This is a genomic window from Agrococcus sp. Ld7 (assembly GCF_045064095.1).
GTDB lineage: Bacteria > Actinomycetota > Actinomycetes > Actinomycetales > Microbacteriaceae > Agrococcus.
The window spans coordinates 51,581-66,569 of sequence record NZ_JBISGY010000009.1; the positions used below are offsets into that span (position 1 = coordinate 51,581).

Genomic DNA, 14,989 nt, shown 5'->3' on the forward strand with positions numbered 1-14,989 from the left:
GCCCGCCGGAGGGCAGGCTGGCATCAGGCCAGCACGGCCTCGGCGCGCTCGAGCAGCCGCTGCGCGGCGGCTGCACCGCGATCGTCATTGCGGCCGGCGTTGGCCAGCGCGTGGCCCAGCAGGTGGGTGGCGGCGATCGCCGTCACCCGCTGGTCGCCCTGCCAGCCCGCCTGCAGCTCGTCGGCGAAGGCCGCCAGCGCGCTGCCGGCCTCGACGGACGGGGCGCGCTCGATGGATGAGACGACCACGTGCCCGAACAGGGCACCGCGATCGTCGGCCGGGTCGCCGAGGCCCGCGGTGTCGATGTCGAGGATGCCCGTGATGGCCGACGGGTCGTGCTCGTTCACAAAGATCTGACCGAGGTGCAGGTCGCCGTGGATCGTGACGGGCCGCGGCACCGCGGTGGCCGCATAGCGCTCGCGCACCACCCGCGCGAGCCTCGAGGTCTGTCGCGCGAAGACCGGCGCCGTCTCCTGCATCCGGTCGGCGTACCAGTCGACTCGCCGTGCGAGCGACTCGCGCGCGCCCACCGTCACCGGCACGCTCGCGATGTGTCGCGTCAGCTCGTCGAGGCCGCGCGCGAAGCGCGCTCGGTCGACGCGCTCGAAGACATCGATCGCGGGCACCCCGGGCAGCGCGCCCAGCAGCACGAGCCCGGCATCCGAGAATCCCAGCGAGCGCGGCACGGGCACGCCCGCGTGCAGGAACCGCTCGTGCAGATCGTGGATGGTGGCGGCGAGCGAGGGGTGGACGACCTTTGCGAACCAGCTGTCGGTCCCGGTGTCGACCCGCAGCACGGCCCGCTTGCCGGGGCGGTACGACTCCATGCGCAGGCTCGCGCCGTCGGCCGAGATCCCGAACTTCGAGAGCACGACGCCAGCCGCCTCCGGGTACGAGACCGCGGGCAGCGACGGCAGCGAGGGGTCCTGCGGATACACCCATGCCGTGAGGCGGTCGCCGGCTGCATCCGTCATCTCGACGGTGTGCTCATCGGTCACCGCGGTCGGCGAGGTGTTGACGTAGATCGTCACGCGCTCGATCTCGTCCTGCTGTGTGCGGACGCCGCAGGCATAGCCGACGATGAACCCTTCGTTGACCGGCTCGACGTCCTTCTGGGTGAAGTCCACGAGCTCCCGCCCGCTCTCCGCCAGGAGGCGCGTCAGCACTGCAGCGGCGTTGTCGAGCATGGCCACCATCCAACACCCCCGGACCGTGATCGGGCGACGGCGCGCGTATCGTTGATCCATGCGATGGCTGGGCAGGCTCCTCACCGAGCAGCAGAACTCCTGGCTGCAGGTGCTCAAGGTCGTGATCGCGATCGCCGTCTCCTGGGTGGCGAGCCAGCTGCTGCTGGGGATCGAGCTGCCGGTCTTCGCCGCCATCGCGGCGCTGCTCGTCGTGGCACCGAGCATCAACCAGTCGCTCGGCAAGGGCATCGAGCGGTCGTTCGGCGTGCTCGGTGGGGTGGTGCTCGCCTGGCTGGCGAGCCTGGTGCTGCCGGAGGGACCGCTCATGGTGCTGATGGTCACCGCCGTCGCGGTGGTCGTCGCCCGGCTCCTGCGCCTCGCGCCGATGGCAGCCAACCAGCTGCCGATCAGCGCCATGATCCTGCTGGCGCTGGGCGCGGGCAGCGGGCCGCTGCTCGGCGTGGAGCGGATCGTCGAGACCGTCATCGGCGCCGTCATCGCCCTCATCATCAATCTCGTCGTGGTGGCGCCGGTGCATCACGAGCCCGCGGAGCGAGCGATGCGGGAGCTCGCGCACGCGCTGGCGGACGCCTACGACCGCGTGGACCGCTCGCTGACCTCCGGGGTGCCCGTCGAGCACCTGCTCGAGGACGCCAGGGCGCTGCGAGGGCACGTGCAGTCGGTACGGGCGGCGATGGATGCGCTGGAGGACTCCACGCACCTCAATCCGCGCGCGAAGCGCCTGCGCGCCAGGCTCGAGCGCGATGAGCGACTGCTGCTCACGCTCACGGTGCTCTCCAACCGCGTGATCGGCATGTCGCGATCGATCGCCGATCGTCTGGATGCCTCGGCGGCCGACGACCCGACGGTGGTGCGCATCGCCTCGGAGGCACGCAGGATCGCGCATGAGACTCGGGCGCTCGTGGACCTGCACGCGCATGACGACGGCCGGACCACCACGATGCCGCGGCTGGACGGTGAGATGCTCACGACGCCGATCGCGGTACCGCAGCCGCATCCGGTGCACTGGGTGCTGATCGGCGCGCTGCTGGAGGACGTGCGTCAGGCCAGGGAGTCGCTCGAGGCCGAGGGCGAGGCCGTGTAGGGCACGAGCCACTGCAGCCGCCAGAACTCATCCGCGCTCAGCTCGAAGGAGTGGGTGTCGATGGCGACGGAGCGCCGCACCTGATCGGGCTCGAGATGAGGCCGCGCCAGGATCGAGACGGCCGATTGCCGCAGCAGCGTCGACTTGCCGTAGTGGATCGCGAGGATGTCTGCTGTCGCCGGGGTGTCGGAGACGACGTACGCGCTCGCCAGCAGGCGCGAGCGGCCGAGCATCCGCCACGAGAAGTGCCGGCCCGCCCACAGCGCCTCGGCGATCACCTCGCGGTCGCCCTTGTCGGGTCGGTGGTACTCGTACACCTCACGCAGCTGCAGGGGCGAGTTGCGCACCAGCTCGAAGGTGACGCGCGGGTTCTTGCGCGCCGCGTTCGTCCAGTACGGGAACGTGGTGGCGCGGATCGCCCAGGAGCCGCGGAGCAGCCGAGCGAGCTCGGCGGGATCTGCGACGCGTGACATGCCCTCAGGATAGCGATTCGATACGCTCGCGTCATGGCGACTGTCGACCTGGAACGCGCGATCGCGGTCGCGACGAAGGCCTACGACGGCCGCGTCGACCGCCAGGGCGAGCCCTACGTCGCGCATGCCATCCGGGTGATGCTCGCGGTCGAGACCGACGACCTCCGGGCGGTCGCGATCCTGCACGACGTCTTCGAGTGGGGAACGATCACGCTGCGCGAGTTCGCCAGCGCGAAGTTCCCCAAGCGCATCGTCGACGCCGTCGACGCGATGACAAAGCGCTACGGCGAGACGACGGCCGAGCACATGGAGCGCATCCGAGCGTCGTCGCTCGCGAGCTCGGTGAAGCTCGAGGACCTGCGCGACAACGCGCTCGAGTGGCGTCTGGACGCGCTGCCGGACGAGCAGCTGCGCGCTCGCCTGGTCGCGATGTACCGCGAGAGCGCCGCGCTCATGGGCGCCGACCTCGACGAGCTCTGCGGCCGCGAGGTGCGCTGAACGGCGGCTCCCGCTACCAGATGCCCCAGGGGCGTCGCCGCACGCGCCGCTCGACCGGCAGCAGCAGGCGCAGGAACAGCCGGTAGCGCGGCTCGTCGAGCACCAGGTCGTGGCTCGGCAGGTGATCGACGATCGGCCCGAACAGGCGCTTGAAGATGCCCGGCCCGTGCATGCGATGCGACTCGTCGTCGGCGGCCCACGACGGCGGCGTGGCGTAGGTGTCGTAGACCTCGCGCCCCTGCTCCTTGAACCATTGCATCGCGCTCCAGCGCATCAGGTGCGCGCCGCCGCGGATCGCGCGGTCGGGCACCGAGCCGCCGTCCTTCGCGAGCGCGTAGCGGCCGAACCCGATCATGAACGCGGATGCCTGCGGGCCGTCGTGCGCGCCGTCGTAGCCGAACCAGAAATGGCCCTGCCCGCGATCGCACAGCTCGCCCCACAGCGTGCGGTAGTAGTCGTACGACTTCATCGTGTCGACGCCCTTGCCGCCGGCGACGGTCTGCATGAGCTCATACATCTGCCGGTAGGTCGCCTCCCCCGGCTCCTGCTTCTCGACCCGGTAGCCGTGCTTCACGGCGTTGCGGATGTGGTTGCGCAGCTTCTTGTTGAAGCCGGCGAAGATGTCGTCGACGGACGGCGTGAGATCCACGAGCACGGTGTGGATGTTCTGCTGCACGGTGTTCGCGACGCGGAATCCCGCAGCGCGCAGCGCGTCGCGTCGCTCGGGCGTGTCGAGCTCGTACGGTTCCACCTTGACGGCATACACGCCACGGGTGACGTCGCCGCGCGCGGCGCGCAGGGCATCCGCGATGCCGGGAAGATCCTCGAAGCGTGCCCCGGGTCCGAGCGGCAGGTACCAGAACCTGCCTGCCAGGCTGCGGTGCTCGAGCGCGAGCACGTGCACGGTCGATGGGCCCTCGAGCACGAGGAAGACCGGCCGCAGGCGCTCGCTGGACTTGAGTCGCGCGTACGCGAGTCCCTGCGTCCACTGGCCGCCGTCGGGGTTCGCCTCAACTCGGGCATCCCAGTCGGTGAGCTCGTCCTGCCGTGCTCGGCGGATGGTCCACGGGGTGGTCATGCTGGCCTCCTCATCGCAGTGCGTCGGTGCCGGGCTTGAGGCGCCACTCGATGCGGCGCACGACACGCTCCCACAGGCGGTGCCGGACGGGGCGCAGGATCACGTCGAACGACGGCAGGTAGCTCACCACCGGCCCGAACTTCTTCTTGAACTGGCCGACGCCGTGATACCAGTGCGTCTCGTCGTCCATGTCCTCCGGCTTGGGCGTGCCGCACAGGTCGAACGCGACCTTGCCGTCGGCCGCCGCATCCTGCATCGCCCGCCACAGCAGCAGCGCCGCTCCCCCGGCGATGGCGCGCGAGGGCCGCGAGCCACCATCCTTGTAGACCGCGGTGCGGCCGGCGAGCGTCACGAAGATCGCGGCCTGCGCCGCATCGCCGTCGTCGTCGTAGCCGAAGTAGAAGCGCCCGTTGCCGGTCTTCGCGAACTCGCCCCAGAACAGGCGGTAGTAGGCGTACTCGCGCATCGCGGCGACCCCCTGCCCGCCGTTGATGGTCTTGAGCAGGTCGTAGAAGCGCTCGAAGTCGTGCTCGGTCGCGTCCTGCGCCTCAATCCGCTCGATGCGGTAGCCCTTGTTCTCTGCGCCGCGGATCGAGGAGCGCAGCTTCTTCTGGAACTCCATGATGAGGTCGTCGCCGCGCGTGAGGTCGAGCACCACCGTGTGCGTGAGCAGCTGCATGTCGCGGCTGCGCACGGCGCCCGCAGACTCCATCCGCGCGATCAGCTCCGGGGTGCGCAGCAGGTGCGGCTCGACCTTGATCGCGAGCAGGCCGTCCTGCTGCCGACCGAACTCGCGCATGGCCGCGACCATGCCCTCGAGGTCGTCGCACGTCGGTCCCAGCGGGATGTACCAGTAGCGGCCGAGCCACACCCTGCCCTCGTGGGCGAGCGCGTACACGGTCTCGGCGCCCTCGAGCACGAGGTGCCGCGGCGTGAGGCGGTCATAGCGCTTGATCTCGCCCATCGCGCGCGCGCTCGTCATGATCCCGCCGTCGGGGTTCTGCTCGATGAGCGCGTCCCACCGAGCGATCTCGTCCTCGGTCGCGAAGCGGACCGACGTCATCGCAGCGTGTCCGGGCCGGCCTTGATGCGCCACTCGACGCGGCGCACCACCCGCTCCCACAGCCGGTGCCGCACCGGGTGCAGCACCAGGTCGAACGACGGCAGGAAGCTGGAGACCGGGCCGAAGCGCAGCTTGAACTGCGCCAGGCCGTGGAACGGATGCGTCGGGTCGTCGATGCGCTCGGGCGGCGGCGTGCCGGCGAGGTCGAAGGCGAGCTTGCCGTCTGCGATGCAGTCCTGCATCGCCGTCCACAGCAGCAGCGCGGATCCGCCGTTGATCTTCCTGTCGGGGCGAGAGCCGCCGTCCTTGTAGACGGCGGTCTTGCCCGCGGTGGTGACGAAGATGCCGGCCTGCGGCTCGCCGCTGTCGTCGTCGTAGCCGAAGTAGAAACGGCCGGTGCCCGCGCGGGTGAAGCGACCCCAGAACTCGTCGTAGTAGGCGCGCTCGCGCATGCCCGCCATGCCCTTGCCGCCCGCGACGGTGCCCATCATCGCGAACATGCGATCGAAGGTCTCCTGCGTGGGCTCCGGTCGCTCGACGCGGTAGCCCTTCTTCGTCGCGCCGCGCACCTGGCGGCGGATCATCTGCGAGAACGAGGCGAAGAGCTCCTCCTCACCCATGGTGAGGTCGAGCACGACCGTGTGGGTCATCACCTGCATGTCGCGGCTCTGTTCGAGCCCCATCGCCACCAGCTCGTTGATGCGCTCCGGGCTGCGCTCGAGGTGCGGCTCGATCTTCACGACCAGCAGCCCTCGCTCACGGGACGCGAACTCGCGCAGCGCCTCCACGACCGGGCCCATGCGCGTCGCGGTCGGCCCCATCGGCAGGTACCAGTAGCGGCCGAGCGACACCGAGCCCTCCAGCGCGAGCACGTGGATGCGCTCGGTGATCGGGGCGGCGTCGGCGTCGGCCGCCGGGGTGTCGATGACGAGGAAGACGGGTTCGAGGCCGTCGAATCGCTTGGTCTCGGCGAACGCGCGCGACTGCACCATGTGGCCGCCGTCTGGGTTCGTCTCGATGAGCGCATCCCAGTCGGCGATCTCGTCGGTGGTGGCGCGGCGGACGGAAGCTGCGATGAGCATGGAACCTCTCGGTCTGGCTGACCCCCCAGCCTACGACGCGGCTCGTGGTGCCGCTGTCGGCTCGCCGCGCAGGTCGCGCACCAGCAGCGTCGCGCCGACGATCGCGACCGGCGTCGCCACCACCGCGACCCCGGGGACGAGCAGCAGCAGGTAGGTGACGATGCCGAAGCCGAGGGTGCGCCACGGCCGTGTGCGCAACAGCGCTCGGCGTTCGGCGAGCGACATCCCCCGGGCATCGCCCGCGTGGCCGGTGAGCTCGCGAGCCAGCGCCCGCCCGCCGAGGATCGCCCCGAGCGCGATGCCGACAACCGTGCCCACCACGGGGATGAGGCCGACGACGAAGACCATCATGCCCGTGCCGATCGCCATGCCGATGAGCACCGCCGCGTCGCGCAGCCCCTTCCCCAGCGAGGTCCAGAAGCCCGGCTCCTCGCGTGCGGGCAGGCCGCCGAGCGAGTCCTCCACCGATCGGGAGATGCGCTCGTAGAACGGATCGCCGACGGCGAGCGTCACCGCGGCGAACGTCAGCACGCACAGCACGACCACGCCCACCAGCAGGCCCAGCCCGAGGGCGAGGCGCAGCACTCCCGACCACTGCGCATCCCACGCGTCGGCGAACGGCGTCATCGCCTCGGCCCATCCGCCGACCTGGAAGCCGAGGAAGATCACCAGCGCGAGCATGAGGCTGCCGACGATGAGCGCCGGGACCGCCCCGAGCGCCATGAGGCCGGGGCTCTTCGCCCAGGTGCCGAAGCCGCGCAGGAACAGGCCGGCGCCCGCGAGCAGCTCCGAGATCCGATGTCGCATGCGCACCATGCTGGCACGAGCCGCCGAGCCCTGTCCGTAGGATCGGCGGGTGTCGATCCCCGTGCAGCCGTCTCGGCCGGCGCACGCCGTCGCGGTGCTGCTCGCGGCGGTGCTCTGGGGCACGACGGGCACGGTCGCGCACTTCGCGCCGCCGGGATCCAGCCCGCTGGCGATCGGCCTTGCGACCTTCGGGATCGGCGGCCTCGTGCTCGCGGCGATCTCCGCCCGGCGCGTTGCCGCCGTGCTGCGGCAGCGTGCGCACCTCGGCTGGGTGCTCGCGGGCGCCGCAGGCGTGGTGCTCTACCCCGCGTGCTACTACCCGGCGATGGCGCTCTCGGGCGTCGCCGTCGGCAACGTCGTCGCGCTCGGCTCCGGCCCCATCTTCGCTGCCCTGCTGGAGTGGATCGTCGATCGGCGTCGACCGCAGCTGCGGTGGGCCATCGCGACCGCGGTCGCCGCCATCGGCATCGCACTGCTCGCCGTCGACGGCCGGAGTGCCGCCAGCGATGCGCCAGCGGGCGCGTCCCTCGCACCGGTCGGCATCGCGCTCGCGCTCGCCGCCGGCTTCGGCTACGCGCTGTACGCCTACGCTGGCGCCAAGCTGATCGGCCGGGGTGCCACATCCACCGGTGCCATGGGCTCGCTGTTCCTCGTGGGTGGCGTCGCGAGCCTCACGTGGCTCGCATTTGTCGGCATCGGTCCCCTCGCCTCCCCCGCCGGCGTCGGGACGATCGCCTACCTGGGCCTCATCCCGATGGCGCTGGCGTATCTGCTGTTCGGCTTCGGACTGCGCTCGCTGCGCTCGTCGACCGCGACGACCATCGCGCTGCTCGAGCCCGTCGTCGCCACGCTGCTGGCGGTCGCCGTGGTCGGCGAACGCCCGGGGCCGACCGGCTGGGCCGGGCTGCTCGTCGTCGCCACCGGAGTCGCGCTGCTCTCGGCGTTCCGCAGCCGAGCCGCCGGCGTGCGGTCACGCTGACACTTGACACCCAGCCCGGGCGGCGCACGATAGGGGTACAGCACGACGTGCAGTGACGAAAGGGGATGCTGATGCCGGAGCCGCAGATCAAGGACGAGGAGCTCTACCAGAAGCTCCGCGACGAGGGGAACTCGAAGGAGAAGGCGGCGCGCATCTCCAATGCCGCGGCGCGCGACGGGCGATCGGCCGTCGGTGAGCGTGGCGGCGAGGCTGAGGACTACGAGGATCGCACCGTCGACGAGCTGCGCACGCGGGCGAAAGAGCTGGGGATCGAGGGCTATTCCGACCTCCGGAAGGCAGCGCTGATCGATCGCCTGCGCGACCACTGACGAGCCCGCACCGCGGTGAGAGGATGCCCGTGTGACAGCGCATGCACGCGGACGGGACGAGACGCCCGATGAGCGAGCCGATCGGAACTTCGCCGACATCCTGCAGGAGCTGCGCGTCGTCCTCACCGGCACGCAGCTGATCTCGGGCTTCCTGCTGGCGGTCGCCTTCCAGAGCGGCTTCAAGGATCTGGATGCCGACGAGGTGGTGCACTACCTCGTGCTCGTCGGCGTCGCGGGGCTCGCCACGCTGCTGGGGATGACGCCCGTCGTCGTGCACCGCATGCACTTCGCTAAGCGCATGAAGCGCCACGTCGTGCTGCTCGGCAACAGGTTCCTCATCACGACGCTCGTGGTCGTGTCGGCCCTTGTGGTCGGCGTCACATCGTTCATCTTCGAGGTCGTGCTGTCCTCAGCCGCAGGGCTCTGGGCCGCTGGCGTGACGATCCTCGTGATCGTCGCGCTGTGGACGTTCGCGTGGTCGGTTCGGCGTAGCGCCCCGGACGCGGACGCGTAGCCGATCGGTGCGCGCGGGTCGGCGCTACGATCTGCTGAGATTGCGAACCCGACGGCCGTCGCCGCCGAGGAGGAGGTGGGCATGCCAGAGCAGACGAGGACCGACGGCCCGGACGACTTCGGCGCGGGCCGTGTGCCGCATCCGCCGATCGAGCGCGCGCGCTTCGGCGGCACCGAGCGCGGCGTCGCAAAGCGCCGCCCGGAGGACGAGGCGCCGATCACGCGCCGCGACCTCAGCCGGGGGCCGACGGAGCTCATGGAGCACCGCGAGGCGCGCGTGCACTGGCCCGTGCTGCTCATCGCCTCTGGCGTCATCGTGGGCTTCTCGCTGTGGGCGATGCTGGTGCCGGACCACGCCCAGTCGACGATGCAGACCGTCGTCGGATGGATCTCGACGAACCTCGGGTGGTACTACGTCGTCACCGTCGCGATCGTGATCGGCTTCGTGCTCTGGGTGGCGCTGTCGAAGGAAGGCAGCGTGAGGCTCGGCCCCGACCACTCCCGCCCCCAGTACAACCTGTTCACGTGGGTCGCGATGCTCTTCGCCGCGGGCGTCGGCATCGACATGCTCTTCTACTCCGTCACCGGGCCCGTCGTGCAGTACCTCGACCCGCCCAGCGGCGCAGGCGGCACGATGGAGGCCGCGCAGGACGCCGTGGTCTGGACCATGTTCCACTACGGCATCGCCGGCTGGTCGATGTACGCGCTGCTCGGCATGGCGATGGGCTACTTCGCCTACCGCTGGGGCATGCCGCTGTCGATCCGCGCAGCGCTCTACCCGCTGCTCGGCAAGCGCGTGCGAGGCCCGCTGGGCGACAGCATCAGCACCATCGCGCTGATCGGCACGGTCTTCGGCGTCGCGACCTCGATGGGCATCGGCGTCGTGCTGCTGGGCGTCGGCTTCTCGCTGCTGTTCGGCTTCCCGCAGGGCATCGCGCTGCAGATCGCGCTCGTGCTCGTGGCCGTGCTCCTCACCATCGCCGCCACCACCTCGGGCGTCGACAAGGGCATCCGCTGGATCTCGGAGCTGAACCTCTGGAGTGCCGCCGCGATGATGGTCTACATCCTCGTCACCGGCCAGACCGCCTACCTCCTGAACGCGCTGGTCGAGAACATCGGCCGCTTCATCGTCACGCTGCCGAGCCGCACGCTGCAGACCTTCGCGTACGAGCCGGACGGCGCCGAGTGGATGGGCAGCTGGACGCTGTTCTTCTGGGCGTTCTGGCTTGCGTGGGGGCCGTTCGTCGGCGTCTTCCTCGCGCGCATCTCGCGCGGCCGTACGCTGCGCGAGTTCGTGATCGCCGCGATCACCGCACCCGTGCTGTGCGACTTCTTCATGGTCTCGCTGTTCGGCAACTCGGCGCTGCACGAGGTCATCGTGAACGGCAACGACGACTTCGCGCGCCTCGCCGTCGAGAGCCCGGAGGAGGGCTGGTACGCGCTGCTGCAGATGTTCCCGGGCGCCATGTTCCTCGTCGGGCTGGCGACACTCTCGGGCCTGCTCTTCTACATCACGAGCGCGAACTCCGGCGCGATGGTGATGTCGAACTTCTCCGCGTCGATCCCGGAGCCGTCGCAGGACGGCCCGAAGTGGCTGCGCATCTACTGGGCGCTGCTGACGGCGCTGCTCACCATCGCGATGCTGCTCGCCGGCGGCGTGACCACCATGGAGTACGCGACGCTCATCTTCGCCCTGCCGGTGACGATCATCGCCTACCTGGTGATGCTCTCGTTCTCGAAGGTGCTGCGCATGGAGCGGGCGGAGCGCGAGGGCAGGGTGCTGGTGCGGCGCACGATGGCGTCCACCGGCGGCAAGGCGCCGGAGCGCTCCTGGAAGCAGCGACTCGAGCGCATGCGCGCGTTCCCGTCCAAGCAGCAGGTCGCGCAGTTCCTCGACCGGGTCGTGCGACCGGCGCTGGCGGATGTGGTCGCCGAGTTCCGGGCGCAGGGCTACGAGGTGGAGCAGGGCAGGATGGCCAATGCCTCCACCGGCATCGACGAGCCGATGCTGCGCGTGTCGATGCAGGACTTCCGCGACTTCCACTACCAGGTCGCGCTCGTCGAGGCCCCGGTGCCGATGTTCGGCGGGCGGATGTCGCGCGAGACCGACGTCTACTACCGGCTCGAAGTCTTCACGCAGACCGGGTCGGGCGGCTACGACCTCATGGGCCTCACGAAGCAGCAGCTGATCGACGACGTGCTCGACCGGTACGAGGCGCACCTGGCCTTCCTCGCGGTGAGCGAGGAGTCGGATGTCGCCTCGGTGCTCACGCCGCGCATGAGCGCACAGACGGGTGTCACCCCGGCGCTGCCGAAGGTGGCCGATGACATCGAGGACCTGGGCGAGCGCGACTGACCCCTGCGGTGCTCCTCAAGCCCGCCCGATCTGCATCGGTGGCAAACACTGTTCGCACCTGTGTTTCACATGTGAGTACCCTGGTCATCGACGCAACAGGAGAGGGTCGACGATGTCAGACATCACATTCCAGATCATCGCGATCGGGCTGTACTTCGCAGCCATGATCGCGATCGGCGTGTACGCCGCACGGAAGACCACGGACCACGAGGACTACATGCTCGGCGGTCGCAACCTCAATCCGTTCACCGCGGCGCTGTCCGCCGGCGCCTCCGACATGTCGGGCTGGCTGATGCTGGGGCTGCCCGGCGCGATCTACGCCGCCGGGCTCATCGAGGCGTGGATCGCCATCGGCCTCACGATCGGTGCCTTCCTGAACTGGCAGTTCGTTGCGCCTCGGCTGCGCGCCTACACCGAGGTGTCGAACAACTCGATCACCATCCCCAGCTTCTTCGAGAATCGCCTGCGCGACCGCACGCGGCTCCTACGGCTCGTCGCCGGCGTCGTCATCCTCGTCTTCTTCACCTTCTACGTCTCCTCCGGCATGGTCGCCGGCGGCGTCTTCTTCGAGGCATCGTTCGGCGTCGACTACACCCTCGGCATGCTCCTGGTCGCGGGCGTGACCCTCAGCTACACCCTCTTCGGCGGGTTCCTGGGCGCCTCGTTCACCGACGTCGTCCAGGGCATGATGATGTTCCTCGCGCTCATCATCATCCCGATCATGGCGTTCGTCGCGGTGGGCGGTCTCGGTGGCGTGCAGAGCGGCATCGAGGCGTCGGGTGCAGAGCTCACCGGCCTGTTCCCCGCCGATCTGGACGGCATGGCGGTCATCGGCATCGTCTCTGCACTCGCCTGGGGCCTTGGCTACGTCGGACAGCCGCACATCATCGTGCGGTTCATGGCGCTCAAGGACGTGCATGCGGCGAAGGCCGGTCGCAACATCGGCATCAGCTGGATGGTCATCTCGCTCATCGGGGCGGTCATCTCTGGCTTCGTGGGCATCGCCTACGTCCAGCAGAACGGCATCACGCTCGACAACCCCGAGACGGTCGTGCTGGTCATGGCGCAGGCGCTGCTGCACCCCTTCGTCGCAGGCCTCGTGCTGGCGGCAGTGGTCGCCGCCATCATGTCGACCATCTCGAGCCAGCTGATCGTCTCGTCGTCCGCGCTCGTGGAGGACCTGTTCCAGGTCTTCACGAAGGAGCGTCCGTCGCAGAAGCTGCTCGTCATCCTCGGCCGCGCATGCGTGCTCGCGGTCGCGATCATCGCTGGCCTGCTGGCGCTGAACCCGTCGGACACGATCCTCGGCCTGGTCGGCTTCGCCTGGGCCGGCTTCGGTGCGGCGTTCGGCCCGATCGTGCTGCTGAGCCTGTACTGGCGCAAGCTCACGAACTGGGGCGCGCTGGCCGCCATGATCGTCGGGGCCGCGACCGTCTTCATCTGGGACGCGATCGAGAAGGCCAACACGGTCGACGGAGGCATCGCGCCCGGGTTCGAGATCTTCTCGCTGTACGAGATCGTGCCGGGCTTCCTGCTCGCCCTGGTCGTCGCGGTGGTCGTCAGCCTCTTCACCTACAAGCACAGCGCGGCGATCGACGACGAGTTCACGCAGACCGGCTCGATGGTGGCGCTCGGCAATCGCGGGGCGGCGCAGACCGCCGGTCACCCCAGCGCGACCGCCTCTGCGGATCGCAACGTGCTGCCGCGATCGGGCACCGGTCGGCCCGTCGCTGCTGATCGAACGCGCGGAGGCGCCGAGAGCACCTGGTGCTCTCGGCGCCTCCGTCGTCTGGGGAGCAGGGCCTGCAGGCTCAGTCGGGCCCGCGTCGACCGAGCACGCTGGCGAAGGCCGCGTGCAGCAGGGGGACGACGGACACGATCATGAGCGCCGTGCCGAGCGGCGGGTTCGCGGGCAGCAGCAGCACGCCGCCCACCAGCAGCCCGGCGAACAGGATTGCCGAGACCACGCGCCGGGCGACGCGCTCGAGGCGCGCGAGCGTGCGCTCCACGTTCGGCACGCTGACGCTCAGGCGCCCGTCCTCGAGCCGCGTCACCACCTCGTCGAGCCGCGCGGGCAGGCGGACCATGAGCCGGATCGACGCGATCGCTCGCTGCGCCGCGTCCTGCGCGACATTGCCCGTCTCCTGCCGCAGCAGCTGCGCGGCGTAGGGCTCGACCGAGTTCCAGATGTTGAACGCCGGGTCGAGCGAGCTGCACACGCCGGAGGTGAGCGACATCGCGCGGATGATCAGCAGGAAGTCCTCCGGCAGCTGGAACGGGAGCGTGCGGATCACGTCGCCGAACTCTGCCGCGAATGCCCGGAACTCTCGCTCGTCGACCTCCCGGAGCTCGGCGAAGCCCATGCCGCCGAAGCGATCGAAGGCCTGCGACATCGCGCGCTCCAGCCCTGACGCATCCGCTGACGGCAGGAGCGTGCCGAGGTCGCGCATGCCGTCCACCATGCCCTTGCCGTCGCGAGCAGCCGCAGCGATCAGGATCCTGCGCAGCCCGGCGCGCGTGGCGGAGGGCACCTCCCCCATCATCCCGAAGTCGATGAAGGTGAGCTGCCAGTCGACGCCCGGCGCGACCGCGGCATCCGAGCTGCGGACCGCGGGCGTGACGAAGATGTTGCCGGGGTGCGGGTCGGCGTGGAAGAAGCCGTAGGTGAACAGCTGGTCGAACATGACCGCGGCGAACCGGTCCGCGACCTCCGCCGGGTCGATGCCCGCGGCGCGCAGCCCCGCGACATCGTTGATCTTGATCGCGGAGACATCCTCGAGCGTCAGCACGCGCCGCGTCGTCCGCTCCCACACCACCTCCGGCACCCGCACGCGTGCGTCGTCGACGAAGCATGCCGCGAAGCGCTCGGCGTTCGACGCCTCGTGCACGTAGTCGATCTCGAGCAGGCTCGTCTCGGCGAACTCCTCGACGAGCGCGGGCATGTCCACGCGGCTCGACACCAGGCGGACGTGGCTGAGCCACTGCGCAACGCGCCGCAGGGCGGCCAGATCGACATCGACGATCGCGCCGATGCCGGGTCGCTGGATCTTGACCACCGCGTCGGTCAGACCGGTCTCCGCAGTGTCGATGGCGGCCAGGCTCGCGCGGTGAGCCTGCCCGAGCGATGCCGCGGCGATCGGCTGTGCCTCGACGCCGGCATACGCACGAGACAGCGGCATGCCGAGCTCGCGCTCTGCCAGCTCGCGCAACTGCTCGAACGGCACCGCCGGCACCTCGTCCTGCAGCCCCTCGAGCTCCTTCGTGATCTCCGGCGGGAGCACGTCGAGCCGCGACGACATGAACTGCCCCACCTTGATCATGAGCCCGCCGAGATCGACGGCGAGCACGTGGAACCGTCGCGCAAGACGCTGCAGCCGCGCGCTGCGGCCACGCGCTGCCAGCCGTGACAGCCCGAAGCGGGGCAGCACGAGCTCGAACCACCACAGGATCACCAGGTGGCGGGCTGCGAACCGCATGATGCGGCGGTACCGGGTCCGTGCGCTACGGGAATCGAACATC

Annotated in this window: 14 protein-coding genes; 7 read left to right on the forward strand and 7 right to left on the reverse strand. The window is 70.0% G+C overall.

What is annotated here, in order from left to right; translation table 11 throughout:
• Positions 1-23: 23 nt before the first annotated feature.
• On the reverse strand, positions 24-1,187 hold the full coding sequence (locus ACJJVL_RS02470) for an aminoglycoside phosphotransferase family protein (protein WP_405216646.1): 1,164 nt from the start codon (positions 1,185-1,187) through the stop codon (positions 24-26).
• 58 nt (positions 1,188-1,245) lie between these two features.
• On the opposite strand from ACJJVL_RS02470, the gene ACJJVL_RS02475 reads away from it, so the two are divergent.
• Positions 1,246-2,292 carry an FUSC family protein gene (locus ACJJVL_RS02475; RefSeq protein WP_405216648.1) on the forward strand — a complete coding sequence of 349 codons (1,047 nt, stop codon included), beginning with the start codon at positions 1,246-1,248 and terminating at the stop codon, positions 2,290-2,292.
• Here ACJJVL_RS02475 and ACJJVL_RS02480 read toward each other — a convergent pair.
• Positions 2,250-2,765: a hypothetical protein gene (locus ACJJVL_RS02480; RefSeq protein WP_405216650.1), complete on the reverse strand. Its 516-nt coding sequence runs from the start codon at positions 2,763-2,765 to the stop codon at positions 2,250-2,252. The genes ACJJVL_RS02475 and ACJJVL_RS02480 overlap by 43 nt on opposite strands.
• A gap of 33 nt (positions 2,766-2,798) precedes the next feature.
• Between ACJJVL_RS02480 and ACJJVL_RS02485 the strand changes: the two genes are divergently transcribed.
• Positions 2,799-3,263 carry a phosphohydrolase gene (locus ACJJVL_RS02485; protein WP_405216652.1) on the forward strand — a complete coding sequence of 155 codons (465 nt, stop codon included), beginning with the start codon at positions 2,799-2,801 and terminating at the stop codon, positions 3,261-3,263.
• A 13-nt stretch (positions 3,264-3,276) separates the two neighbouring features.
• Here ACJJVL_RS02485 and ACJJVL_RS02490 read toward each other — a convergent pair whose 3' ends face one another.
• The 4 genes from ACJJVL_RS02490 to ACJJVL_RS02505 are packed head-to-tail and all read right to left on the reverse strand — an operon-like array spanning position 3,277 to position 7,293.
• Positions 3,277-4,341, reverse strand: coding sequence for a lipid II:glycine glycyltransferase FemX (locus ACJJVL_RS02490; RefSeq protein ID WP_405216654.1), 1,065 nt, complete (start codon positions 4,339-4,341; stop codon positions 3,277-3,279).
• A 10-nt stretch (positions 4,342-4,351) separates the two neighbouring features.
• Positions 4,352-5,404 carry a lipid II:glycine glycyltransferase FemX gene (locus tag ACJJVL_RS02495; protein WP_405216656.1) on the reverse strand — a complete coding sequence of 351 codons (1,053 nt, stop codon included), beginning with the start codon at positions 5,402-5,404 and terminating at the stop codon, positions 4,352-4,354.
• Positions 5,401-6,486: a lipid II:glycine glycyltransferase FemX gene (locus ACJJVL_RS02500; RefSeq protein ID WP_405216658.1), complete on the reverse strand. Its 1,086-nt coding sequence runs from the start codon at positions 6,484-6,486 to the stop codon at positions 5,401-5,403. The genes ACJJVL_RS02495 and ACJJVL_RS02500 overlap by 4 nt, the downstream gene beginning before the upstream one ends.
• 30 nt (positions 6,487-6,516) lie before the next feature.
• On the reverse strand, positions 6,517-7,293 hold the full coding sequence (locus ACJJVL_RS02505) for an EI24 domain-containing protein (protein ID WP_405216660.1): 777 nt from the start codon (positions 7,291-7,293) through the stop codon (positions 6,517-6,519).
• 49 nt (positions 7,294-7,342) lie between these two features.
• On the opposite strand from ACJJVL_RS02505, the gene ACJJVL_RS02510 reads away from it, so the two are divergent.
• From ACJJVL_RS02510 to putP, 5 genes are all read left to right on the forward strand, one after another.
• Positions 7,343-8,272 (forward strand): DMT family transporter, encoded by a 930-nt coding sequence (locus ACJJVL_RS02510; RefSeq protein WP_405216662.1) that lies wholly within the window; start codon positions 7,343-7,345, stop codon positions 8,270-8,272.
• A gap of 71 nt (positions 8,273-8,343) precedes the next feature.
• Entirely contained in the window at positions 8,344-8,601 is a 258-nt protein-coding gene (locus tag ACJJVL_RS02515; protein WP_405216664.1) for a Rho termination factor N-terminal domain-containing protein, read from the forward strand.
• 31 nt (positions 8,602-8,632) lie between these two features.
• The gene (locus ACJJVL_RS02520; RefSeq protein WP_405216666.1) at positions 8,633-9,115 is read left to right on the forward strand and encodes a DUF6328 family protein; all 483 of its coding nucleotides are present in this window, start codon (positions 8,633-8,635) and stop codon (positions 9,113-9,115) included.
• Between the two features lie 81 nt (positions 9,116-9,196).
• Positions 9,197-11,470: a choline BCCT transporter BetT gene (gene betT / locus ACJJVL_RS02525; protein ID WP_405216668.1), complete on the forward strand. Its 2,274-nt coding sequence runs from the start codon at positions 9,197-9,199 to the stop codon at positions 11,468-11,470.
• A 112-nt stretch (positions 11,471-11,582) separates the two neighbouring features.
• Positions 11,583-13,355 (forward strand): sodium/proline symporter PutP, encoded by a 1,773-nt coding sequence (putP, locus tag ACJJVL_RS02530; protein ID WP_405216670.1) that lies wholly within the window; start codon positions 11,583-11,585, stop codon positions 13,353-13,355.
• Here the strand turns inward: putP and ACJJVL_RS02535 are convergent.
• Positions 13,282-14,988, reverse strand: a complete 1,707-nt coding sequence (locus ACJJVL_RS02535; protein WP_405216672.1) for an ABC1 kinase family protein — start codon at positions 14,986-14,988, stop codon at positions 13,282-13,284. The genes putP and ACJJVL_RS02535 overlap by 74 nt on opposite strands.
• Position 14,989: the final 1 nt, after the last annotated feature.